Source organism: Streptomyces sp. NPDC005803 (genome assembly GCF_040630435.1).
In the GTDB taxonomy this organism is placed as follows: domain Bacteria; phylum Actinomycetota; class Actinomycetes; order Streptomycetales; family Streptomycetaceae; genus Streptomyces.
The window spans coordinates 175,315-196,655 of record NZ_JBEXXO010000007.1 but is presented as its reverse complement, the minus strand read 5'-3'; the positions used below and the strand labels follow the sequence as shown (position 1 = coordinate 196,655).

Genomic DNA, 21,341 nt, shown 5'->3' with positions numbered 1-21,341 from the left:
GGAGAGGGACACGGGCACATGTGATCGAGGCGGATCGAAAGAGGCGTATTCATGACCACCGCACGAGTCACGGCCCTGCGGGGCACGAAGGGGAACAGACATCTCATGGGTCCGGCGCGGGGTTGCACCATCGAATCGCTCGACAACGGCCTCCGCCTGATGCGGCTGTTCCTCACCCATGACGCGCTGACCGTCTCCGAGGCGGCCGAGCTGCTCTCCATCGGCCGCTCCACGGCCCACCGGGTCCTCAGCACCCTGGAGGGGCGCGGTTTCGCCGTCCGGGAGGCCTCGGGACGGGGCTACTCGGCCGGACCCGAACTGGTGCGGCTGGGCCGCCCGGCCGGCTTCGGCGCCCCCCTCAGGGAGCAGGTCGGCGCGGTACTGGAGGACGCCGTGCGGCGCACCGGTGAGACGGTGCTGAGCACCGCGCTGATCGGTGATCAGGTGGTGGTCACCGACGGCCGTGAGTCCTGCCATCCGGTACGGGTGGTGCTGGAGCGGGGCGGCACGTCTCCCGCGCACGCGACGGCGGGCGGCAAGCTGCTGCTCTGCCGGATGACCGACGAACAGATCCGCGCCCTGTATCCGCGGGAGCGGCTGGACGCTGCCACCTCCCGCACGCTCGCCTCCCGGCCGGAACTCCTCGCCGAGCTGGACCGGATCCGTGAGCGCGGTTACGCGGTCAGCCGCGGCGAGTCGGTGCAGGGCATGCACGCGGTCGCCGTACCGCTGACCGGGTCGGCCTGGCGCGACCGGCTGGCCCTGGCGGCGTGCGCGCCGGCCGGCCGCGGCGACGAGGCCGCGCTGGAGCGCCGGGCCGGGGAACTGCTCCGGTCCGCCGCCCTGCTCGGCGCGAGGGGGTAGCCGGGCGGATCAGCGGCGGCCAGCCGGCCCGGCCCGGTCAGCGCCGGCCGCCGCCGATGCGGCCCTCCAGCTGGACCAGCAGCTCGCTGAGCTGTGCGCTGAGCCGGTCGCGGGACTCCGCGTCGAGGCCGGAGAGCACCGCGCGTTCGTACGCGAGCTGCTGCGGCAGCAGTCCGTCGACCAGGGCCCGCCCCTCGTCGGTGAGGCGGACGTGTGCGACCCGGCGGTCCCGGGCGTCGCCGCGGCGGTCGATCAGGCCGCGCTCCTGGAGGACCCGGAGACGTTTCGTGACGGCGGCGCCGGAGGAGAACGTCTCCCGGGCCAGTTCGCCCGGGGTGAGTTCACGATTCGTGCGTCGCACGGCGCCCAGCAGGTCGAACTCGGCGCGTGTCAGTCCGGCGCCCCGCAGCGGTGCGTCCTCGGCCTGCTGGAGCAGGGCGGAGCAGCGGTTGATGCGGCCGATGAGTTCCATCGGCCCGGTGTCGAGTTCCGGGTTCACGGCCTGCCACTGCCGTACCACCGAGGCGACGATGTCGTCGGTCACACCGCTCCGTTCTCCTGGGCCGGGGCGATCATCCCCCGCCGTGTCGCTGTCGCCGCGAGCGTACGGTGTCCCGCCTGTTCGGCCGCGAGCACCGCCTCCTGCGGCAGGGCGCGCTGCCACCATTCGCCGGCCGCGGCGTCGTCCGCCTCGCGCAGTTCGACCAGGGATCCGGTGAGCCTGCGGCGGGCCGCGTCCAGGGCGGCGGGCGTGGTCGCGGGGGCCGCGAGGGTCTGTACGGCGTGGGCCCGGGCCCGCTCGGCGTCGGCGAGGGCCTTCTCGACGCGGCCGGTGGCACGGCGGTTGGTGACGAGCACCGCGGCGAGGAAGCCGACGCCGGCGCCGATGACGGTGTCCAGGACCCGGTCCCCGACGAGTTCACCGGCCGGGTGGCTGCCGGAGTACTCCAGGACCAGCAGTGCCATCGGGGTGACGGCCACGGAGCCGAGCCAGTAGTTGCGGGTGATCAGGGCCTCCGCGGCGAAACCGAAGAAGAGGCAGAAGCCGATCAGGGCCAGGGGGTCCATCCGGGCGACCGGGAGCACGGCGGCGAAGACCAGGACGCCGAGGAGGTTGCCGAGGGTGCGCTGCAGCGTCCGGTTCCAGGACAGCGTGACGTTGGCCTGGTAGAGCGAGGCGGCGGTCACGATCGCCCAGTAGGGGCGGCCGACGCCGACGGCCGAGCAGATGTACCCCGCCAGGGCGCAGCCGATGAGTGTGCGGGCCGCGACCGGGAGCAGCGGGGAGCCGGGGGCGAGCCGGTGCAGCAGGGACCGCGCGGCCCCGCCCCGGGCGGCGCGTTCGGCGTCGACGCCGAAGAGTTCGGCGGCGGTTCCGGGGGCGGGCGCCGGGGTGGGGACGGGGCCGCGGGACCGGGTCTGCCGGGCCCAGTCGCGGAGCCGGGCCACGTCGGCTCCGGTGTCCGCGGCCGTGCCCCCGTCAGGCGCGGAGAGCGCGGTCTCGGCGTGGACGACGAGGCGTTCCAGTGCGCTGCGTACGGGGGTGGGGGGCCCGGCGGCGAGGAGGGTCTGCCAGGCCGCGTGCACGGCGGCGACCGCGGCGCGGCGGGTGTGGTGGCCCGGCTCGGCGGTGTACGCGGCCGCGGCGTTGAGGGCGCGGGCCGTGGCGCGGCGCTCCGGCCCCTCCCTGCGGACGAGGGCGGGGGCGATGGTGACGAGCCAGGACACCGCGCCGGCGCCGAGCGTCAGAGCGAGGTGGCCCGGCACCTGGCCGGTCTCCTGCGGGGCGAACAGCGCGGCGGAGCTGACGAAGGTGAAGATCACCGGTCCGGGGGGCCCGATGCGGGTGGCGTCGCAGAGCAGCTTCTGCCCGGCGGCCAGGAGTGCGCCGACGGCGATCAGGACCGCGGTCGAACCCGTCAGCGAGGCCGCGACCAGGGAGACCGCCAGGCCGGCGAGCATCCCGAGGACGACTCCGGCGACGGCCCGGGCGCGGCGGGCGTACGGGAGGTTGTGGCCGTACAGCGCACAGAGGGACCCGGCCATCGTGTACATCACGAGGTCGAGGCGGTCCAGGGAGTAGAGCACCAGATTGGGAACGGCCGTGGCCACGACCACGCTGGTCGCCGGCTTGAACCACATGTCCGAGGGGCGGGCCAGGCGCAGCGGGGCCGCCAGCGGAATTCTGCGGACGGAGGGCTGCCGGGACCCGATGCTTGTATTACTCACCCAAATACTTTAGCAGGTATTACACACGTAAACGACTTCGCGGGTGGGCGTCCCCGATGGCCCGCTCCGGCCCACGGTCATAGCGTTCAGCTGGGCCAGGAAGCCTGGCGCGTTCCCCCACGCATGGAGGATTCCGAATGAAGCTCACCGCACCGGTGCCCGGCGGTCCCTGCTGGATCGAGCTGAGCACCTCCGACCTCCCGGCGGCGAAGTCGTTCTACACGGCCCTCTTCGGCTGGCGGTGCGAGACCGACCCCCGCGAGGAGGCCGGCGGCTACACCATGGCGCACCTGGGGGACGATCGGGTCGCGGCGCTCAGCCCCGTCTACCGGCCGGGGCAGCCTCCGGCCTGGACGGTCTCGTTCGCCGTCGACGACGCGGACGCGGCGACCCGGAGGGCGACGTCGGCGGGCGGTTCCCTCCTGGCCGGCCCGATGGACGTCTTCGAGGAGGGCAGGTTCGCCGTCCTCGCGGACCCGTCCGGTGCGGTGTTCTCGCTGTGGCAGGGCCGCGCGTTCGCGGGAGCCGACCTGTTCAACGCACCGGGCACACTGGGCTGGACGGAGCTCGTCACGCCCGAGCGCGAACCGGCGCTCGCCTTCTACCCCGGCGTCCTCGGCTGGACGGTCAAGGCCTCGGACACGTACCCGCAGTGGGGTATCGGTGAAGAGGACTTCGGCGGTCTGCTGACGATGGACGAGAACGTCCCGTCCGACGTGCCGCCGCACTGGCTTGCGTACATCGCCGTCGCGGACGTCGACGCGACGGCGGCCACCGCGCAGAGCGGGGGCGGCGATCTGCTGATGCCTTCGACGGACATCGCGGGCGGCCGCAGGATCGCCGTGGTGCGCGACCCTCAGGGCGCCGCGTTCGGCATCTACCAGGCGCCCGACGCGGGGTAGGCGCGACCGGACAGCCTGGCCGGAGGTTCGGCAGCGGCATCGGTATTCCCTCGGCCGGGGTCGCCCGACGGCGGGCCCGGCCGTACGACCCGGCGAGCACATGAAACCGCCCGTGTTCCCCCACACGACGGCTGGGGAACACGGGCGGTTTCCGCGTACGGGCGCGGGCTCAGCCCAGGCCGCGGGCGTCCTGCTTGAGGGCCGTGTCCACGGTCAGCGCCGTCGCCACGACGAGGCTCAGCAGCGGCTCGGGCAGCTGGTAGTGGATCTGCAGCACGTAGTTGTCCGCCGTGGTGAACAGCGTCTTCGCGAGGCCTTCCCAGGTCTTGGTGATCCGGGCTATCTCGGCGTCGTTGTGGTCGACGATCGCGAAGTTCCAGGCCCGCCAGTTCTCCGCCTTGATCGCGCCGACCCGCTGACCGTCGACCATGATCGCGAAGTTGATCTTGCCGATGGCGTTCTGCTGGACGATCTCACCGACCGGCTGCCCGTCGGGGCGCTGCACGATGACCTTGGACTTGATGAACTTCGCCGGACGGGTCAGCAGCAGCTGCGGCTGACCGTACGCGTCGCGGATCTCGAGCCGGTGCGTCAGGTACTGGTCGATGCTGGTCAGGAAGCGCAGCACCTTGCGCAGTGCGCTCTGGCCGACCTGGACGACCGATCCGACGGTGTTGCCCTGCTGGTCGAAGACGCTGTACTCGTTCGTCACCTCGATCAGCTTGGCCTTCTGGTTCACGACCAGGACCTGCTGGTTGAAGAGCGTGCCCGCACCCGGGGCGCCACCATGTTGCTGAGGCATCCCGTGCTGCGGCACGGCGGCCGGCTGCTGCTGGTGAACGGCCGCCTGCTGCTGGTAGTGCTGCTGCTGGTGAACGGCTGCCTGCGGCTGGGCCTGCTGCTGGTACTGCTGCTGCGCGGCGACCTGCGGCTGGGCCTGCTGCTGGTACTGCTGCTGCGCGGCGACCTGCGGCTGGGCCTGCTGCTGGTACGGCTGCTGCTGCGGCACCTGGGCGGGGACCTGCGCGGCAGCCTGCGGCTGCTGCTGCCCGCCGCCCGGATTGGTGTGCTCGGTCCACCGGGAGCCGTCCCAGTAGCGCAGCAACTGCGGGGCGCCGTGCGGATCCGGATACCAGCCCGCAACTATGTTCGAGTGCGTTGTCACCGGGGCACACTATCCCGGCACACCGGGAGCGGAACCCTTTCGTCCGCGATCCACAGGTTCGCCGACCAGGGCCTCACTCATTGAAAGTTCACACAACGCGTACGATGACCCCGATGAACTGGCTGAGCGAACGCACGGACCGGCAGCGGGGCGCCCGTGCGTCGGTGGTGCTCGGCTGGGTGTTCGTCCTGCTCGTCCTCGTGCCGTGCTGCTCCCTGGCGTCCGGACGGCCCGCCGCCGCGCACCAGGGCCCCGCCTGGGCGGCTGCGGCACCCGGGCCCGCCTGGGCAGCCGAGGGGCCCAGGTCCGCCTCCGCGGTGTCCGCGTCCGCCCTGGCGGTGAGGGCCGTGGTGACCGCCGCCCCGGACAGCCGCGGCCAGGGGAATTCCTGTCACGGCGCCTCCGAGCACTCCGCCCCGGTCGTGCTGCCCGGGCAAGCCGCTCCGGCGGCGCTCCCGTCGGCCGTCGCGCCTCTCCTCTCCGCACCGCTCACCGGCGGCGCCGTCATCCGCGGCCCGTCGAACGAGGCCGTGGCCGACGTCGACCGTCTGCGCATTCAGGTTCAGCGGATCTAGCCGGCCGCGACCGCTCCCGGCCGTCCGGAGAGCGGTTCCGTGTGCCCGCCATCCATCCGTGTCACGAACCGAAGGACCCACCATGGCCTCCGCCAAGAAGCAGAACACCCCTGCCGCCGTCCGCCGCGCCAAGCTGGACGAGGCCCGCCGCAAGGAGCGGATCCGCGAGCGCCGCAGCCGCGTCATCACGATCGCCGCGGCCGTCGCCGTCGTGGCCGGCCTGGTCGTCGGCGGCGGCTACCTGATGAACGCCGCCGACGAGCAGGACAAGGCCGAGACGGCGGCCAAGTCCTCGCCCGTCGAGGGGGAGAAGAGCTGGGACAAGCTGACGCAGAACCATGTCGAGAAGAAGGTCGACTACCCCATGAACCCGCCGGTCGGCGGCGACCACAACCCGGTGTGGATGAACTGCGACGCCGATGTCTACACCGAGGAGATACCGAAGGAGAACGCCGTCCACTCACTGGAGCACGGTGCCGTCTGGGTCACGTACACGAGCAAGGCGAGTGCGGCCGACGTCAAGAAGCTCCAGGAGAAGGTCTCGGCGACCCCGTACTCCCTGATGAGCCCGCTGGAGGACCAGGGCGCCCCGCTGGTGCTCAGCGCCTGGGGCAAGCAGCTGGCCGTGAAGAGCGCCGCCGATGCCCGCGTCGCGCAGTTCTTCACGAAGTACGTCCAGGGCCCGCAGACCCCGGAGCCGGGCGCCGCCTGCTCCGGCGGGATCGCCAAGTGACGCCCGCGGCCCGTGCGTCCCGGCCGATGGTGCTGGCCGGCGGGGCGGTTCTGCTGCTCGCGCTCGGTCTGGTCGTGCTGATGCTCGTACGTCCCTCCTCCTCGGCCCCCGCCGCCGTGTCGTCCACGGCCGCTCCCGCCGAGGCCTCGGCCGATGTCGGATTCGCGCGCGACATGGCGGTCCACCATCAGCAGGCGGTCGAGATGTCGTTCATCGTCCGGGACCGCACCTCCGACGTGGCGGTGCGCCGGCTCGCCTACGACATCATCAACACCCAGGCCAACCAGCGCGGCATGATGCTGGGCTGGCTGGAGGTGTGGGGGCGGGCGAAGAGCTCCCCCGGACCGCCCATGGCGTGGATGGGCCATGGCGTCACCGCGCGCGGGGACGGTGCGCTGATGCCCGGCATGGCGACCGACGCCGAACTCGACGCCCTGCGGGCGGCGAAGGGCAGGGACGCCGAGGTGCGGTTCCTGAAGCTGATGACCGCGCATCACCGGGCCGGGGCGGACATGGCGCAGGCCGCCGCCGCCTCGGCGGGGACCGACGAGATCCGCAACCTGGCCTCGGGCATGGTGCTCGGCCAGCAGTCGGAGATCGCGCTCATGGCGGACATGCTCAAGGAGCGCGGGGCCACGGCCTGATCCGCTTCCGGGCCCCGGCCGCACCCCTGCGCGGGGTCCGGCCGGGCCCGGCTCCGTCCGCACCGCGACCGTACTGACGTACGGGATCGCATAGGCTCGGCCCGATATGAAGAGCAACCTCACGCCGCTGGGACCCAAGGCCGACAAGGACACCGTCCGGCGCAGCAACCTGAGCCTCGTGCTGCGGGCCGTCCGTGACGAGGCCGAGGGCGAGGCGACCCGGGCCGGTGTCGCCGCGCGGGTGGGGCTGACCCGGGCCGCCGTGTCCTCGCTCGTCGAGCAGCTGCTCGACAGCGGGTTCCTCACGGAGTCCGGCAAGACGTTCAGCGGCCAGGCGGGCCGGCCCGGAACCGCGCTCAAGACGGCCCGCACCGGGCCGGCCGGGCTCGGCGTCGAGGTCAACATCGACTACGTCTCGGTGTGCGTCGTCGACCTGGCCGGGACGGGCCGGGTCCGCCTCACCGAGCACCTCGACAACCGGGGCGCCCCGCCTGCCGAGGTGCTGGCACGGGCGGCCAGGATCGCCGCGCGCACCCTGGAGTCCGCGCGCGAGCAGGAGCTGCTCCCGGTCGGCGTCGCTCTGGCGCTCCCCGGTCTGGTCTCCGGCGGCTCGGTGCGCCAGGCCCCGAACCTGGGCTGGAACCAGGTGCCCGCCGAGGAGCTGTTCGCCGCCGCACTGGCCGCCGAACGCCCCGGCCACGAGGCCCTGACGGTGAGCTCGGAGAACGAGGCGAATCTCGCGGCGCTGGCCGAGCTCTGGTTCGGCGGGCTGGGGCGGGTCAGGAGCTTCCTCTACCTGACCGGTGAGATCGGTGTCGGCGGCGCCCTGGTCGTCAACGGCGAACTGCTGCGCGGTGCGCACGGCTTCGCCGGCGAGATCGGGCACGTGGTCGTGGACACGGCCGGGCCGCAGTGCCGCTGCGGCTCGCGCGGCTGCCTGGAGCAGTACGCCGGGCAGGCGGCGCTCCTGCGGGCGGCCGGCATCGAGGAGACCGGCAGCGGAATCGGGGTCGCGGAACTGGAGCGGCGCACCCGGGCCGGCGACGAGCGGGCCGTGGCCGCGGTCGCCGAGGCGGGCCGGAAGCTCGGGCGGGTCCTGTCGGGGGCGGTGAACCTGCTGGACCCGGACGCGGTGGTGCTCGGCGGGATCTACCGGAACCTGATGCCGTGGCTGGCTCCTTCGGCCGACGAGGAGCTGACGGACCGGGTGGTGTCAGGCCTGTGGGCGGGAGGCAGCGCGCGGCTACGCGCTTCCTCCGTCGCGGGTGACGCGGCGCGGGGTGCGGCGGCGCTGGTGATGACGGATGTGCTGGCCGACCCGGTGGCGTACGCGGGCCGGGCACGGGTCTGAACGAACGGCGGGGCAGGCCACGAGGGGGACGGCCGCGCCGAGCGCGTCCGTCCCCCTCGTGTCACCGCCGCCGCGTGGCCCGCCGGGTCAGCGGACGCCGAGCAGGTGGTCCATCGCCAGCTGGTCCAGCGCCTCGAACGCCATGCCGCGCTCGGCGGCCGCGGTCACGTCGAACTCCTCGAAGGCCGAGCGGTCGGCCAGCAGGCCCGCCACGCCGTCCTCGGCGGTGCGCTGGGCCAGCTCGTCCAGCCGGGACGCGCGCAGCGCCTCCTGCACCGCCGGGTCGGCACGGAAGGCGGCGGCGCGCTCCTTGAGGATCAGGTAGTTGCGCATGCAGCCCGCGGCCGAGGCCCAGACGCCGTCGTAGTCCTCGGTACGCGGCGGCTTGAAGTCGAAGTGACGCGGGCCCGCGTAGTCCGAGTTCTCCAGGAGGTCGACGAGCCAGAAGGCCTGGCGCAGGTCGCCGGCGCCGAAGCGGAGGTCCTGGTCGTACTTGATGCCGGACTGGCCGTTGAGGTCGATGTGGAAGAGCTTGCCCGCCCACAGCGCCTGCGCGATGCCGTGCGCGAAGTTCAGCCCGGCCATCTGCTCGTGGCCGACCTCCGGGTTGACGCCCACCATCTCGGGGCGCTCCAGGCGCTCGATGAAGGCGAGGGCGTGGCCGATGGTCGGGAGGAGGATGTCGCCGCGCGGCTCGTTCGGCTTGGGCTCGATGGCGAACTTGAGGTCGTAGCCCTGCTCCGTGACGTAGTCGCCCAGCAGGTCGAAGGCCTCCTTCATGCGGTCGAGCGCGACGCGGATGTCCTTGGCGGCACCCGATTCGGAGCCCTCGCGGCCGCCCCAGGCGACGTAGGTGGTGGCGCCGAGCTCGACGGCCAGGTCGATGTTGCGCAGCGTCTTGCGCAGCGCGTAGCGGCGGACGTCGCGGTCGTTGGCGGTGAAGGCGCCGTCCTTGAAGACGGGGTGGGTGAAGAGGTTCGTCGTCGCCATCGGCACGACGAGTCCCGCCGCGTCCAGCGACTGCCGGAACCGCTTCACGATGCCTTCGCGCTCGGAGTCCGTCGAGCCGAACGGGATCAGGTCGTCGTCGTGGAACGTCACGCCGTACGCGCCGAGCTCCGCGAGGCGCTGGACGGAGTCGACCGGGTCGATCGCTTCGCGGGTCGCGTCCCCGAAGGGGTCACGCCCCTGCCAGCCCACGGTCCAGAGGCCGAAGGTGAACTTGTCCTGCGGGGTGGGGGTGAAGCGTTCCGTCATGGTCCAGCCGCCTTCGGTGCCGTGGGTCCGCAGCCGGTCGAGCGGCCGAACCTCAATTTGTTCACTGTCATGACTAATCATGCACGGACCACCCCCTCGACGTAACCCCCCGTCCGGGGAAATCCGGAGCGGCCCCTGTTCCGCACGGGCTCCGTCGAGTAATTTGTTTCTTGTACGATCAAATCCCGTCGGCGTGGGAGCCCGCAGTGCGAGGGTCCGCAGCCCGGGAGCCCCTGAGTCAGAGAATGAGGTCAGCCATGCCGTCGCATGAGGTCGTCATCGGTGTGGACAGCTCCACCCAGTCCACCAAGGCCGCGTTCGTCGACGCCGCCACCGGCCGCGTGCTCGCCGTCGGCCGCGCTCCGCACGTCGTCACCGGCGAGGGCGGGGCCCGCGAGACGGACCCCGAGGTGTGGTGGCAGGCGCTGCGCGACGCGGTCGCCGCCGGACTGAAGGAGTCGGGCGTCGCCGCCGCCGACGTCACCGGGATCGCCGTCGCAGGGCAGCAGCACGGACTGGTCGTCCTCGACGCGGCGGGCCGCCCGCTGCGTCCGGCGCTCCTGTGGAACGACACCCGCTCCGCCCCGCAGGCCGCCGCACTGACCGCCGCACTGGGCGGAGCCGACGCCTGGACCGCCCGCACCGGTTCGGTTCCGGTGGCCTCCATGACCGCGTCGAAGTGGCAGTGGCTGCGGGAGAACGAACCCGGGACCGCCGCCGCGACCGCCGCGATCCGGCTCCCCCACGACTTCCTGACCGAGCGGCTCTCCGGCCGCGCCGTCACCGACCCGGGCGACGCGTCCGGCACCTGCTGGTACTCCACCGCCACCGGCTCCTACGACCCGGAACTCCTCGCACTCCTCTCCATCGACCCGGCGCTGCTGCCGGAGGTGGCGTCGAGCGGGGCGGCGCGCGCCGGTTCACTGACGGCCGAGGCCGCCGAGGCGCTCGGCCTGCCCGCCGGAATCGCCGTCGCCGCGGGTACCGGTGACAACATGAGCGCCGCCGTCGGCCTCGGGCTCGGCGGCGCGGGGCTCCTCGACCACCCGGTCCTCAGCCTGGGCACCTCGGGCACGGTCTTCACCGCCTCCCGCGCCCGGCCGGCCTCCCCTGCTCTCGCCGGATTCGCCGCGGCGGACGGCACGTACCTGCCGCTGGCCTGCACCCTCAACTGCACACTCGCCGTCGACAAGGTGGCGGCGCTGCTGGGCCTTGACCGCAACGACGCGACGCCGGGCGGCGAAGCCGTACTCCTCCCGTACCTGGACGGCGAACGCACCCCCGACCTGCCGACCGCCGCCGGCCTCCTCACCGGCCTGCGGCACGACACCACCCCGCAGCAACTCCTGGGCGCCGCCTACGAGGGCGCGGTCGTCACCGTGCTGCGGGCGCTCGACGCACTGCTGCGGGCCTGCGGGCTCGACCCGGACGACCCCGAGGTGGCGCACCGGCCGCTCCTGCTGATCGGCGGCGGCGCGCAGGGGCGCGTATGGGTGGAGACCGTGCGCCGCCTCTCCGGACGGCCGGTGACCGTGCCCTCCAGCGGGGAACTGGTCGCCCTGGGCGCGGCCGCGCTGGCCGCCGCGGCGGCCACGGGTGCGGACCCGGTCGCGATCGCCGCCGGCTGGGACACGGGTGACGAGGTGCGCCTGGAGGCGGTCGAAAGGGACGTGGCCACCTGGGAGCGGGTCGGCTCGGTGCTGGAACGGGCGGCTAAGCCGCTGCTGGGCGCGACGGGCGGCGGAGCCGTCCGGCAGAGCTGACAGCCCGCCCCGATACGGCGCACCCCGCCCGCGGGCCGGCCCGGAGAAGCTGACCGGCTGTCATGTCCCGTCGCACGCCGCACACAAGCGCGTGCGACGGGCAGCGGCCGTTTTGGCAAGCGAACTGTTGTTCACTACTATCCGGCGATGATCATAAGAAGAAGGCTGACGGTCGGGGTGGGCATTCTGCTCGCCACCCTGACCGCCGGGCTCGGCTCGGTGCTCCCCGCCGCCGCCGATGAAACCCCCACCAAAGCCTCCCCCAAGGTCGAGCTGGTGCTCGACGTCAGTGGCTCCATGCGGACCCGCGACATCGACGGCCAGTCCCGGATGACCGCGGCGAAGCAGGCGTTCAACGAGGTCCTGGACGCGGTGCCCGAGCAGGTCCAGCTCGGCATCCGGACCCTGGGCGCCGACTACCCGGGCGACGACCGCAAGGTCGGCTGCAAGGACACCAAGCAGCTCTACCCGGTCGGCCCGCTGGACCGCACCGAGGCGAAGACCGCGGTCGCCACGCTGGCGCCCACCGGCTGGACCCCGATCGGCCCGGCCCTGCTGGGAGCCGCCGACGATCTGGAGGGGGGCGACTCCACCCGCCGGATCGTGCTGATCAGCGACGGCGAGGACACCTGTGGTCCGCTCGACCCGTGCGAGGTCGCCCGTGACATCGCGGCGCGCGGCATCCACCTGGTCATCGACACCCTCGGCCTGGTGCCGAACGCGAAGATCCGCCAGCAGCTCACCTGCATCGCGGAGGCCACCGGCGGCACGTACACCGCCGTCCAGCACACCGATGAACTCTCCGGCCGCGTCAAGCAGTTGGTGGACCGGGCGGCCGAACCCGTCGTGACCCCGGTCGCCACCGAGGGCGCGGGCAGCTGCACCGACGCCCCGCAGCTCAAGCCGGGTCTCTACACCGACCGGGAGAAGTTCGCCGAGCACCGCTGGTACCGGGTCGACGTGCTGCCCGGCCAGGAACTGCGGGCCTCGGTCAGCGTGTTCGCCGACCGGGCCGTCAACAACGACTACGGCATGCTGCTGCGTGCGGTGACCGTGCACGGCCGGGAGATCGTCAGAGGTGCGGAGTCCGGCACCGGACGTACCGACGCGATCTCGTCGGGGCTGCGCTACCCGAAGCCCGATGAGGACACGGACGGCGACGTCAAGCCGGCCGCGGAGACCGTCTGCCTCCAGGTCTCCAACTCCTTCTCCGCCCCCGCCTCGGTGAAGACCGCTCCCGGCATGCCGGTCGAGCTGACCATCGACCTGGTGGACGCCCCCGACGCGGCGGCCGACCCCGCGGCGTTCGGCCTCGGCCGCGGCTGGTGGCTGCTGGGCGTCCTCGTCCTGACCGGACTGATCGCGGGTCTGCTGACCGGCTGGATCTCGCGCTGGCGCTTCGCCGTCTGGAGGACCCACTGATGTTCCGTACGAGACGCGTGCTCGCGGGTGCGCTGCTGACCGGTCTCGCCCTGCTGACCGGGGCGGGAGCCGCCGTGGCGGACGACCCGTCGCCGAGCCCGAGCGCCTCGGGCGACGGGGCCGGCCCCACGGAGGCGGGCACCGCCTTCCGCACCGCCACGGCCATCCAGCAGGACCAGACCGCCACCGCCGGGGCGTCGACCGGCGACTACCTGTACTGGGTCTTCCCGGCCGACGCCGGACAGCGGGCCACGGTCAAGGCGAAGGTCACCCTCCCCGAGTCCGCCACCCGGCACGGCGCCTCGACCTGGCAGGTCGATGTGTACGACGGGCTGCGCCGCCGCCAGGCCTGCATGTACGGGCGGCAGACCGGTAAGGCCGGGGCCGATGCCGCCACGGTCGAACTGACCTGCGTGCTGCGCACCGTCAGGGCCTGGGCCGAGCCGTGGGCCAACGACCCGCTGCCCGGCAGCTATTACGTACGCCTCACCGTCGTGGACCTGCCGGACGCCGACCTCGGGCTGCCGGTGCGGACCGAGGTCCAGGTCACGACGGCCGACCAGGGCGGCGCCGCGGATGTCGACGGCAGCCTCTCCGAGCCGCTGGTACCCGGTGTGTCCTCGGTCGAGCAGGCCGCCGACGGCGCGTCGGCGGCCCCGGTGGCCCTCGCCGGCGAGCCGGAGGACGGCTGGTCCTCCGGCTGGTGGACCAGCCGCTGGCTGTGGACGATCGGCGGCGGTGTGCTGGCCTCGTTCGCGGCCGTCTTCGGTTACTCGCTGACGCGCGGCAACGGCCGCCCGTCCCGGGTCCCGCCGGGCGTCTGACGACGTCGCCGCCGGGCGGGTCGGTCGACCGGCCCGCCCGGCGGCGCGCGTGCCCCGAGCGGCCACGCGCAGGTCGCCACCGGCCGCCCCGGTGGGCAGGCCGCCCGCGCACGGAAGGGCCGCGCCGGCGCTCACCTCCGTGCGCACGCAAGGGTCAGCCGGAAACCGGCAGCACACTCAGCTGGCTGCCCAACTCACGGAAGCCCAACGCCCTGGCGACACTGCGTGACTCCGCCGGCCTCGCCCGCCACTGCGGCAGCTGTCCGGAGGCGAGCGCGTGCGCGGTCGCGGCGGACGCCACCTCGCGGGCGAGCCCCCTGCCTCGCGCAGGGGGCGCGGTCAGGACGCACAAGTGGGCCGTGGAGTGCGGCCAGTGCCGGTATCCCGCAGCCGCGACCACGGTGGGCCCGTGCCGCACGACGAACGCCGGCGAGGTGATCTCCGCCAGTCCGCACTCGCCCGCATCCTCCTCGCTCACCGAGGAGAGCAGCCGCAACAGATCTTCATGCCCCGCCGGCAGCCGGTCACATTCACCCGCGACCCGGAGCGAGGGGCGGAAATCGTCGACAGCCAGATAGGCGAGCGTGGCGGGCCCCAGCACCTCGGCGACCGGCCATACCCGGGCCAAGGCCCCGGGGTCGGTGAGCGACGGGGCCGGCACACCGCGCAAAGCGCGGCGGACGGCGTGCGCCACGCCTTCCGTGGGCGCGGTGACGACGGCCGCGTCGCCCAACAGCACGGTGCCCACCCAGCCCGGTGGAGCCAGGGCCGACGCGGGTGCCGTGACCACCGTGGGACCGCCGGCCGACGCGAACGAGACGGGCACGCCGGCGAGCGACTCCCACAGGAGGCGGGCCCGTGCCATCAGGGGGTCTGTTTCCATGGCCCGATCCTCCCCCGGGCGGTGCTGCTCTCCTCCCGGTATTCCGGATGGCGGACGCCGGCTGACACCGACCCCGCACCCGGACCGGCCGTTCAGGCGGCGCGGCCGGGGGCGAACGGGCCGTCTCCGGTGAACACCAGGCCGGCGAATCGGTCCCCCATGCGGCGGTGCGTGGCCGCGTCCGGGTGGAGCTGGTCGGGGAGCGGGAGTTCGGCGTGGTCCGCCTCACCGTAGAGGCCGCGCCCGTCGAGGTAATGCAGGTTCGGGTCGTCGGCCGAGCGCTGCGCCACGAGGCGGCTGAGCTCGTCCCGGATGACCTGGAGCGTCAGCTTTCCGGCGGCGCGTTCGGCGGGGTCGCCCGCCGCCACGAACCGGAGCCTTCCCTCACCGAGGCCGCTGAAGTCGGGGGCGCTCGGGCCCGGAGTGTCCTCGTGGATGGGGCACAGGATGGGCGAGACGACCAGGAGGGGGGTGGTGGGGTGCCCCTCCCGGACGGTGTCGAGGAAGCCGTGGACCGCCGGGACGAAGGCGCGCAGCCGCATCACATCGGCATTGACGAGATTGATGCCGATCTTGACGCTGATCAGGTCGACGGGGGTGTCGCGCATGACGCGGGCCGTGAACGGGTCGAGCAGGGCGCTGCCGGCCAGACCGAGGTTGATCAGTTCCACGCCACCGAGCGAGGCAGCGCGTGCGGGCCAGGTCGACGCCGGGCCCGCCGCCTCGGAGCCGTGGCTGATGGAACTGCCGTGGTGCATCCACACCTTGCGGCCGCTGTCCGGGGCGGGCTCGACCGGGGCGTCGGTGCGCAGGGCGATGAGCTCGGTGCTCTCGTTGTACGGCAGCCAGATCTCGACGTCCTTGGCCCCCTCGGGCAGCACCGGGAACCGGACGGTGCCGACCGGGCCCGGCCGGGTCTCCGCGGATCCGGTGGCCATGTCCACCACGTGGACGTTCCCGCCCGTGACGGCCGCCTGCCCGACGGGACGGCCGTCGACGAGCAGGTCGTACACGCCGTCCGGCCGGGGCGGTGCGCCCACGTAGGCCGTCTTGGTGCGCAGGGCGTCCAGTTCGATGGTGGTGGCGCGGGTGCGGAAGGCCAGCCGGACGCCGGAGGGCTGGGCCTGAGCCATGGCCAGCTGCCCGTCGGCGTACTGGGCACGGGCCCACGCGGGCAGTCGGTGCGGGCGCAGCCCGTGCGCGGTGTGTTCCAGGTCGAGCGCACCACGCAGGAGGGCGGCGGTGACCGGGGTGATGATCGGTTCGGACTCGGTGTGCATGTCTCTCCGCCTGTTGCTCGGAACGTCCGAGAAGTGGGGTGTCAGCCGGCCGGCTCGGGCCGTGGTCAGGGTGCGGGCCAGTTCCGCAGCAGGGCGTCGAGGGCGTCCACGATCCGTGACCAGGATTCCTGCGAGTCGGGGGCGCTGTGGCTGAACCCTCCCTGCGCCTCCAGGCTGACGTAGCCGTGGAAGACACTGCCCAACAGCCGGACCGCGTGCGTCTGATCCGGTTCGCTCAGGTCGTAGCCGCGCAGGATCGCCCGCGTCATCTGCGCGTGCCGGCCTCCGGCACTGGCGGCGGCCGCCTCCGGGTCGAGCCTGTACTGAGCCGCGGCGTAACGGCCGGGGTGCTCACGGGCGTAGTCGCGGTACACGTCCGCGAAGGCGCCCAGGGCATCCTTGCCGGCCCGGCCCGCCAGTGCGGCCGCGCCGCGGTCGGCGAGCTCCTCCAGGGCGAGCAGGGCGATCCGGGTCCTGAGGTCGTGCGAGCTCTTCACGTGCGAGTACAGGCTGGCGACCTTGACGTCGAACCGCCGGGCGAGTGCCGACACGGTCACCTGCTCGAATCCCACCTCATCGGCCAGCTCCGCTCCCGCCCGGGTCAGCCGTTGCGCGGTCAGCCCCGCACGCACCATGGGTTCCTCCTCTTTCACCTACAACCATCATGCGGCTGCCTAATACCTTTAGGCAAGTGGCGGAGGAACGCGGAGCGGGCGGGCACCCCGCCGGGCCGCCCCACTGCCCGCGGCACATCCCGGCTACTCTCGACAACTCACCTACTCCACAAGGCCGGTGGCGCGCCCCCGGCCGGCCGGACCGTCAGAGCGGAGACCTTCATGTCCACGGAGAACGGCCCGGCCGTCGACGCACGGCCGCGCGGCCACCGGATCGTCCCGGGCCCGAGAGGGCTGCCCTTCCTCGGCAACATGCCGCAGTTCGGGAAGAACCCCCTGGCGTTCTTCGAGCGCCTGCGCGCCCACGGCGACCTGGTCCAGTGGCGCTTCGGCCCCCACCCCTGCGTGTTCGTGGCCGATCCGGAGCTCATAGGCGAACTGCTCACCGAGACGGAGCGCACCTTCGACCAGCCCGCGCTCGGCGTCGCCTTCCGTACGGTGATGGGCAACGGCGTCGTGGTGGCCCGCGGCACCGAGTGGCGGCGCAAGCGCTCGCTCGTGCAGCCGTCCGTGCGGCCCAAGCAGGTCCGGTCGTACGCGGCGACCATGGCGGGCAGCACGGTCGAGCTCGCCGACACCTGGTCGGGCGGCGAACGCATCGACGTGAAGCGGGAGATGGCCGCGCTGACGCAGAAGATCGCCGTCCGCACGATCTTCGGCGTCGACACGCCCGCCGACGCCGACGCGATGGGCCGGGCCATGGACGTGGCACAGGCGGAGATCGGCAAGGAGTTCGCGGGCATCGGCGCACTGCTGCCCGACTGGATGCCGACCCCGGGGCGGGCCAGGATCAAGAAGGCCGCGGCGGTCATCGACGCCGAGGTGGCCCGGGTCGTCGCCCGCCACCGTGACGGCGGGGACGAGCGCCCCGATCTGCTCAGCCGGCTGCTCACCGCCGTCGACGAGACGGGCACGCGGCTCGACGACCGGGAGATCCGCGACGAGACGGTCACCCTGTACATCGGCGGCCACGAGACGACGAGCTCGACGCTGGTGTGGGCCTGGTACCTCCTCTCCCGCAACCCCGGGGCGCGGGCCGCGCTGGCCGAGGAGCTGGACCGGGTGCTCGGTGACCGCGAACCGGGGTTCGACGACTACGCGCACCTCACGTACGCGCAGGCGGTGGTCAAGGAGACGCTCCGGCTGTACCCGACGATCTGGCTGGTCACCGGGGTCGCGAAGGAAGGGGCGCGGATCGGCGGCCTGCCGATTCCGGAAGGCACCCGGGTGTGGAGCAGCCAGTGGGCCACCCAGCGGGACGAGCGGTGGTTCCCCGAGCCGGAGGAGTTCCGCCCGGAGCGCTGGGACGCGGAGACGGGTGACGAGATAGCGGAGTACGCCTGGTTCCCGTTCGGCGGGGGACCCCGGGTGTGCCTGGGCACCCGGTTCGCGATGGTCGAGGCGGTGCTGATCCTGGCCGTGCTCGCCCGCCGTTTCGAGCTGGACGTCGATCCGGGCACGGTCGGCCCGGTGCCGACGCTGACGCTGCAACCCGACCGCGAGGTGATGGCCACGGTCCGGGCGCGGTAGCTCCGGTGCGGCCTCCGTGCGGCGCGGGTGGCCGCAGCCGGGCAGCGGGCACTCGGCGCCGGCGCCCACTTGCCCGCCGGCCCGCTTGCCGGGTTGCTCACTTGCCCGGTCGCCCGCCACCCCGGTGGCCCGCTCCCCCACTTGCCGGCCAGCCCACTTGCACGCATGCCCGGTTCGTAGCGACAGATACTGAACCGATATGTCCGATCTATCGCCATGAACCAGGCATTCCGTCCATGATGTCCCTGTCGGCCGTACCGGCCACCTGGGCCCTCGGGTCCCGACCGCAGGCTGTCGATCCAAGGGGAGACACACCATGCGTCCGAGCTCCACCCTCACCGCCGCGCTCACCGCCGCGGCCGCCCTGGCCCTGACGGCCGCCGGGGCGTCGGCCACGGCCGGCGCGGCCACCGACGGGGCGCGGAGCCGCCCCGTCCCCTGCCAGGAGAAGGCCCTCAGGATCTCCGCCTCACCCGGCGGGCACCACAACGTGGCGCGGATCGCCGTCACCAACCGGGGTGGCCGGACCTGCGTCGTGGACCGTATCCCGACGATCACGTTCCGGGGCCTCGACGGCTCGGCCCAGCCCGTCCCGCCCGCCACGAGCGGTTCCTACGTGCTCTCGCCGGGCGAGCGCGGGTACGCCGCCGTGCGGACCGCGGAGCGCGGCACCACCCGGGGCCATGTCGTCCGCAGCCTGTCCGTGGCGGCGGACCCCGCGCACTACGGGGTCACGTTCAGCGCGGCCACGGTGGGCATGGGCCGCGGGATCCGGGTGTGGGAGCCGGTGACCACGCTGTGGCACACCTCGCGCGGCGCGGCGGACCGGGCCCTCGCCCGCGCGACGCGCTGACCCCGTCGTACACCGGCCGGACGCACGGGGGCGGTGCCGTCGGAGCGGTGATCACCACCGCCCCGACGGCACCGCCCCCCGCGTTCAGGCGCCGGGCAGCGTCACCGTGCCCGTCCCCTCGGCCGTGGCTCCCGTCGGCTCGTCGACCACGCGGTACAGGCGGTCCGTGCCCTCGGAGGTGACGGTCAGGGTCGCCCCGTCCCGGACCACCCGGAACCCGGCGGCGGTCGCGCCCGTCAGGTCCGGCACCGTGACGGACGTGGCGTCGTCGCCGGCCGCCCCGCCGAAGACCCGCAGCGTGAGCCCGTCCAGCCAGTCGCTGTCGGGGCGCTGGTCGTCCGCGCCCCACGGGAGCACCGCGCCCGGGCGCACCAGGACCGGCAGGCTGTCGAACCCGTGGGTCTCGTGGCGCCAGACCGGTCCGGTGACGGTCTCACCGGTCAGCAGGACCGTCCAGGTGCCCTCGGGAACGTAGTACTCGACCTGACCGTCCTCCGTGAAGACGGGCGCGACCAGCAGGTCCGGGCCGAGCATGTACTGGCGGTCCAGCATCCGGGTCGTCGGGTCGCCGGGGAACTCCAGCAGCATCGGGCGCATCATCGGGACGCCGGTGCGGTGGGCGGTGACGGCCGCCCCGTACAGGTACGGCATCAGCCGGTGCTTGAGCAGGGTGAACTTCCGGGTGACGTCCACCGCTTCCTCGCCGAACTCCCACGGCACCCGGTAGGACACGTTGCCGTGCAGGCGGCTGTGCGAGGACATCAGGCCGAAGGCGAGCCAGCGCTTGAAGACCGCCGGATCGGGGGTGCCCTCGAAGCCGCCGATGTCGTGGCTCCAGAAGCCGAAGCCGGACAGCGAGAGGGAGAGGCCGCCCCGCAGCGACTCGGCCATCGCGGTGAACGAGGCGAAGCAGTCGCCGCCCCAGTGCACGGGGAACTGCTGGCCGCCCGCCGTCGCCGAGCGGGCGAAGAGGACCGCCTCTCCGTGGCCCCGCTCCTTCTCCAGGAGCTCGAAGACCGTGCGGTTGTAGATCTGCGCGTAGTAGTTGTGCATGCGCTCCGGGTCGGAGCCGTCGTGCCAGACGACATCGGTGGGGATGCGCTCGCCGAAGTCCGTCTTGAAGGAGTCGACGCCCTGGTCGAGCAGGACGCGGAGTTTGCCGGTGTACCACTCGCGCGCAGCCGGATTGGTGAAGTCGACCAGCGCCATGCCGGGCTGCCACAGGTCCCACTGCCAGATGTCGCCGTTGGTCCGGCGCACCAGGTAGCCGATTTCGGCCCCCTCGGCGAACAGAGCTGATTTCTGGGCGATGTACGGGTTGATCCACATGCTGATCCGCAGCCCGCGTTCCTTGAGCCGGGCCAGCATGCCCTCCGGGTCGGGGAAGACGTCCGGGTCCCACAGGAAGTCCGACCACTGGTACTCGCGCATCCAGAAGCAGTCGAAGTGGAAGACGGAGAGGGGGATGTCGCGTGCGGCCATGCCGTCGACGAACGAGGTGACGGTCTCCTCGTCGTACGAGGTGCAGAAGGACGTGGTGAGCCAGAGGCCGAAGGACCAGGCCGGCGGCAGTGCGGGGCGACCGGTGAGCGCGGTGTAGCGGGCCAGCACCTCCTTGGGTGTCGGCCCGGCGACGATGTAGTACTCCAGCGACTGGTCCTCGACGCTGAACTGCACCTGGCCGACGGACTCCGAGCCGACCTCGAAGGAGACCTTGCCGGGGTGGTTGACGAAGACGCCGTAGCCGCGCGAGGAGAGGTAGAACGGGATGTTCTTGTAGGCCAGTTCGCTGCTGGTGCCGCCGTCCGCCTGCCAGATGTCGACGGTCTGACCGTTCTTGACGTACGGGGTGAACCGCTCACCGAGTCCGTAGACGTTCTCCCCGACGTCCAGGGCGAGTTGGGCGATCATGTGGTGACTGCCGTCCGGGGCGGTGGCGAAGGCGGTGCCCTTGGCGTCGACACCGGTGAGGCGCCGGCCGTCGCCGTCGAGGAAGGACAGCCCCCAGGGCCCGTCGCCGTCCATGCGCAACGTCAGCGGCCCGCTGGTCAGTTCGGTGACCGCGCCGTCCCGCCGGGTGCGGGCCCCGGCGGCTGCCGGGTCGAGTCCGGGGAAGGCGAAGTCGGGTCCGCGGTGCACCGCTCCGGCATGGTGGGTGGTGCGCACGCCGATGATTCCCTCGGCCGGGGAGAAGCAGTCGACGGTGATGAGCGGGGTGTTGAGGGTGTCGCCGCGTGCGGCGACGTGCTTGACCGACGCGTAGGCGGTGAACTGGTCCGCGCCGACGCGCAGATCGCGGATCTCGGTCGCGTAGGAGGCGCGTACGCCCTCACGCATGAGCCAGAAGCCGTCGGTGAACTTCATGCGGACTCCTTGCCGGGGGCAACTGGAT

The 21,341-nt window shown here is 72.9% G+C and carries 19 protein-coding genes; 11 read left to right on the top strand and 8 right to left on the bottom strand.

The annotated features are described in order from the left end of the window. Nucleotides 1–51 precede the first annotated feature (51 nt). On the top strand, nucleotides 52–864 hold the full coding sequence (locus tag ABZ454_RS12815; protein WP_359537676.1) for an IclR family transcriptional regulator: 813 nt from the start codon (nucleotides 52–54) through the stop codon (nucleotides 862–864). A 37-nt stretch (nucleotides 865–901) separates the two neighbouring features. Here ABZ454_RS12815 and ABZ454_RS12810 read toward each other — a convergent pair whose 3' ends face one another. Beyond that, on the bottom strand, nucleotides 902–1,408 hold the full coding sequence (locus ABZ454_RS12810) for a MarR family transcriptional regulator (RefSeq protein WP_356318516.1): 507 nt from the start codon (nucleotides 1,406–1,408) through the stop codon (nucleotides 902–904). Further along, nucleotides 1,405–3,093: an FUSC family protein gene (locus ABZ454_RS12805; RefSeq protein WP_359537674.1), complete on the bottom strand. Its 1,689-nt coding sequence runs from the start codon at nucleotides 3,091–3,093 to the stop codon at nucleotides 1,405–1,407. Before ABZ454_RS12805 ends, ABZ454_RS12810 begins: the two co-directional genes overlap by 4 nt. Before the next feature lie 137 nt (nucleotides 3,094–3,230). Between ABZ454_RS12805 and ABZ454_RS12800 the strand changes: the two genes are divergently transcribed. Further along, nucleotides 3,231–3,995, top strand: coding sequence for a VOC family protein (locus tag ABZ454_RS12800; protein ID WP_359537672.1), 765 nt, complete (start codon nucleotides 3,231–3,233; stop codon nucleotides 3,993–3,995). Between the two features lie 169 nt (nucleotides 3,996–4,164). Here ABZ454_RS12800 and ABZ454_RS12795 read toward each other — a convergent pair whose 3' ends face one another. Beyond that, nucleotides 4,165–5,160: a phospholipid scramblase-related protein gene (locus ABZ454_RS12795; protein ID WP_359537670.1), complete on the bottom strand. Its 996-nt coding sequence runs from the start codon at nucleotides 5,158–5,160 to the stop codon at nucleotides 4,165–4,167. A 113-nt stretch (nucleotides 5,161–5,273) separates the two neighbouring features. Here ABZ454_RS12795 and ABZ454_RS12790 point away from each other — a divergent pair, with 113 nt between their 5' ends. From ABZ454_RS12790 to ABZ454_RS12775, 4 genes are all read left to right on the top strand, one after another. Then, complete coding sequence (locus ABZ454_RS12790; protein ID WP_359537668.1) at nucleotides 5,274–5,735, top strand: hypothetical protein; 462 nt, start codon at nucleotides 5,274–5,276, stop codon at nucleotides 5,733–5,735. An 82-nt stretch (nucleotides 5,736–5,817) separates the two neighbouring features. Next, nucleotides 5,818–6,468 (top strand): DUF3105 domain-containing protein, encoded by a 651-nt coding sequence (locus ABZ454_RS12785; RefSeq protein ID WP_359537666.1) that lies wholly within the window; start codon nucleotides 5,818–5,820, stop codon nucleotides 6,466–6,468. Next, nucleotides 6,465–7,112: a DUF305 domain-containing protein gene (locus tag ABZ454_RS12780; protein WP_359537664.1), complete on the top strand. Its 648-nt coding sequence runs from the start codon at nucleotides 6,465–6,467 to the stop codon at nucleotides 7,110–7,112. Before ABZ454_RS12785 ends, ABZ454_RS12780 begins: the two co-directional genes overlap by 4 nt. A 106-nt stretch (nucleotides 7,113–7,218) precedes the next feature. After that, nucleotides 7,219–8,463: an ROK family protein gene (locus ABZ454_RS12775; RefSeq protein ID WP_356318502.1), complete on the top strand. Its 1,245-nt coding sequence runs from the start codon at nucleotides 7,219–7,221 to the stop codon at nucleotides 8,461–8,463. Between the two features lie 87 nt (nucleotides 8,464–8,550). On the opposite strand, the gene xylA is transcribed toward ABZ454_RS12775, so the two are convergent. Then, nucleotides 8,551–9,720 (bottom strand): xylose isomerase, encoded by a 1,170-nt coding sequence (xylA, locus tag ABZ454_RS12770; RefSeq protein WP_356318500.1) that lies wholly within the window; start codon nucleotides 9,718–9,720, stop codon nucleotides 8,551–8,553. A gap of 257 nt (nucleotides 9,721–9,977) precedes the next feature. Between xylA and xylB the strand changes: the two genes are divergently transcribed. The 3 genes from xylB to ABZ454_RS12755 all read left to right on the top strand — a co-directional run bounded on the left by xylB (nucleotide 9,978) and on the right by ABZ454_RS12755 (nucleotide 13,729). Next, nucleotides 9,978–11,483 carry a xylulokinase gene (gene xylB / locus ABZ454_RS12765; protein ID WP_359537662.1) on the top strand — a complete coding sequence of 502 codons (1,506 nt, stop codon included), beginning with the start codon at nucleotides 9,978–9,980 and terminating at the stop codon, nucleotides 11,481–11,483. A gap of 147 nt (nucleotides 11,484–11,630) precedes the next feature. Then, nucleotides 11,631–12,905 (top strand): VWA domain-containing protein, encoded by a 1,275-nt coding sequence (locus ABZ454_RS12760; RefSeq protein WP_359537660.1) that lies wholly within the window; start codon nucleotides 11,631–11,633, stop codon nucleotides 12,903–12,905. After that, nucleotides 12,905–13,729, top strand: coding sequence for a hypothetical protein (locus ABZ454_RS12755; RefSeq protein ID WP_356318494.1), 825 nt, complete (start codon nucleotides 12,905–12,907; stop codon nucleotides 13,727–13,729). Before ABZ454_RS12760 ends, ABZ454_RS12755 begins: the two co-directional genes overlap by 1 nt. Nucleotides 13,730–13,883: 154 nt before the next feature. On the opposite strand, the gene ABZ454_RS12750 is transcribed toward ABZ454_RS12755, so the two are convergent. The 3 genes from ABZ454_RS12750 to ABZ454_RS12740 form a co-directional block, all read right to left on the bottom strand. Continuing rightward, nucleotides 13,884–14,612, bottom strand: a complete 729-nt coding sequence (locus ABZ454_RS12750; RefSeq protein WP_359537658.1) for a GNAT family N-acetyltransferase — start codon at nucleotides 14,610–14,612, stop codon at nucleotides 13,884–13,886. Between the two features lie 92 nt (nucleotides 14,613–14,704). Beyond that, a complete protein-coding gene (locus tag ABZ454_RS12745) occupies nucleotides 14,705–15,892 on the bottom strand; it encodes a GDSL-type esterase/lipase family protein (RefSeq protein WP_359537656.1) in 1,188 nt (395 codons plus the stop codon). 65 nt (nucleotides 15,893–15,957) lie between these two features. Beyond that, the gene (locus ABZ454_RS12740) at nucleotides 15,958–16,527 is read right to left on the bottom strand and encodes a TetR-like C-terminal domain-containing protein (RefSeq protein ID WP_356318490.1); all 570 of its coding nucleotides are present in this window, start codon (nucleotides 16,525–16,527) and stop codon (nucleotides 15,958–15,960) included. A gap of 201 nt (nucleotides 16,528–16,728) precedes the next feature. Between ABZ454_RS12740 and ABZ454_RS12735 the strand changes: the two genes are divergently transcribed. Then, nucleotides 16,729–18,096, top strand: coding sequence for a cytochrome P450 (locus ABZ454_RS12735; protein ID WP_359537655.1), 1,368 nt, complete (start codon nucleotides 16,729–16,731; stop codon nucleotides 18,094–18,096). A gap of 316 nt (nucleotides 18,097–18,412) precedes the next feature. After that, a complete protein-coding gene (locus ABZ454_RS12730) occupies nucleotides 18,413–18,949 on the top strand; it encodes a DUF4232 domain-containing protein (RefSeq protein ID WP_359537654.1) in 537 nt (178 codons plus the stop codon). An 84-nt stretch (nucleotides 18,950–19,033) separates the two neighbouring features. Here ABZ454_RS12730 and yicI read toward each other — a convergent pair whose 3' ends face one another. Further along, complete coding sequence (gene yicI, locus ABZ454_RS12725; protein ID WP_359537653.1) at nucleotides 19,034–21,313, bottom strand: alpha-xylosidase; 2,280 nt, start codon at nucleotides 21,311–21,313, stop codon at nucleotides 19,034–19,036. Nucleotides 21,314–21,341: the final 28 nt, after the last annotated feature.

Coding starts and splice junctions, on each gene's coding strand:
- ABZ454_RS12815 (WP_359537676.1), top strand. CDS start 52: ATGACCACCGCACGAGTCACGGCCCTGCGGGGCACGAAGGGGAACAGA.
- ABZ454_RS12800 (WP_359537672.1), top strand. CDS start 3,231: ATGAAGCTCACCGCACCGGTGCCCGGCGGTCCCTGCTGGATCGAGCTG.
- ABZ454_RS12790 (WP_359537668.1), top strand. CDS start 5,274: ATGAACTGGCTGAGCGAACGCACGGACCGGCAGCGGGGCGCCCGTGCG.
- ABZ454_RS12785 (WP_359537666.1), top strand. CDS start 5,818: ATGGCCTCCGCCAAGAAGCAGAACACCCCTGCCGCCGTCCGCCGCGCC.
- ABZ454_RS12775 (WP_356318502.1), top strand. CDS start 7,219: ATGAAGAGCAACCTCACGCCGCTGGGACCCAAGGCCGACAAGGACACC.
- xylA (WP_356318500.1), bottom strand. CDS start 9,720: ATGACGGAACGCTTCACCCCCACCCCGCAGGACAAGTTCACCTTCGGC.
- xylB (WP_359537662.1), top strand. CDS start 9,978: ATGCCGTCGCATGAGGTCGTCATCGGTGTGGACAGCTCCACCCAGTCC.
- ABZ454_RS12760 (WP_359537660.1), top strand. CDS start 11,631: ATGATCATAAGAAGAAGGCTGACGGTCGGGGTGGGCATTCTGCTCGCC.
- ABZ454_RS12755 (WP_356318494.1), top strand. CDS start 12,905: ATGTTCCGTACGAGACGCGTGCTCGCGGGTGCGCTGCTGACCGGTCTC.
- ABZ454_RS12750 (WP_359537658.1), bottom strand. CDS start 14,612: ATGGAAACAGACCCCCTGATGGCACGGGCCCGCCTCCTGTGGGAGTCG.
- ABZ454_RS12745 (WP_359537656.1), bottom strand. CDS start 15,892: ATGCACACCGAGTCCGAACCGATCATCACCCCGGTCACCGCCGCCCTC.
- ABZ454_RS12740 (WP_356318490.1), bottom strand. CDS start 16,527: ATGGTGCGTGCGGGGCTGACCGCGCAACGGCTGACCCGGGCGGGAGCG.
- ABZ454_RS12735 (WP_359537655.1), top strand. CDS start 16,729: ATGTCCACGGAGAACGGCCCGGCCGTCGACGCACGGCCGCGCGGCCAC.
- ABZ454_RS12730 (WP_359537654.1), top strand. CDS start 18,413: ATGCGTCCGAGCTCCACCCTCACCGCCGCGCTCACCGCCGCGGCCGCC.
- yicI (WP_359537653.1), bottom strand. CDS start 21,313: ATGAAGTTCACCGACGGCTTCTGGCTCATGCGTGAGGGCGTACGCGCC.